This window comes from Halomonas llamarensis (assembly GCF_023555005.1).
Taxonomy (GTDB): Bacteria; Pseudomonadota; Gammaproteobacteria; order Pseudomonadales; family Halomonadaceae; genus Vreelandella; species Vreelandella llamarensis.
The window spans coordinates 1-461 of the sequence record NZ_JAMJPJ010000106.1 but is presented as its reverse complement, the minus strand read 5'-3'; the positions used below and the strand labels follow the sequence as shown (position 1 = coordinate 461).

At 51.6% G+C, this 461-nt stretch carries 2 protein-coding genes and 1 pseudogene; all 3 read right to left on the bottom strand.

Features of this window, described 5'->3' with window-relative positions:
* A partial coding sequence (locus M8006_RS18500) for a nuclease domain-containing protein (RefSeq protein WP_250084560.1) occupies window positions 1-160 on the bottom strand: 160 nt, incomplete at its 3' end.
* Window positions 153-323, bottom strand: a complete 171-nt coding sequence (locus M8006_RS18495; protein ID WP_000224915.1) for a protein NinE from lambdoid prophage DLP12 — start codon at window positions 321-323, stop codon at window positions 153-155. The genes M8006_RS18495 and M8006_RS18500, both read right to left, overlap by 8 nt.
* Window positions 323-461, bottom strand: a pseudogene (gene ybcN, locus M8006_RS17785) (DNA base-flipping protein YbcN); the annotation flags it as partial. The pseudogene ybcN and the gene M8006_RS18495, both read right to left, overlap by 1 nt.

Sequence of the window (461 nt, the reverse complement as noted above, 5' to 3'; positions counted from 1 at the left end):
ATGCAATGGTGGCAATCAGGTCTGGCGGTTTCGTACCGGTGCCGCACAATCCAGTCAGCCGGATATGTGCCAGTACAGACGTTTCAGGGTTGCCATTACATACGCCAGGGATTCTTACCTGGCATTCCCGACCACGCGCTGCTTTTCTCAAATCAGCCATGACTCCTCCTTGCTGCCAGTCGCAACCATTTTTTATCAACCAAGCTGGCGGTATATCCGAGCAGTGTTGGTATTTCGGATGGCTTCAGCTCAGGTTTACGCTTACGACGATTTGGTACTCTGTAGATGTGTCCGTTCATGACACGAATAAGCGGTGTAGCCATTACGCCTCCTGCTTGTCGCGCAGCAGCTGGAACTCGCAGCTCTGTGGAATAGTCAGGTGGCAACCAATATTCATCGCCCAGGCTTCAACCTTACACAGGAAGACATACATCTCTCCGGTATCAAGATCGGAGGTATGG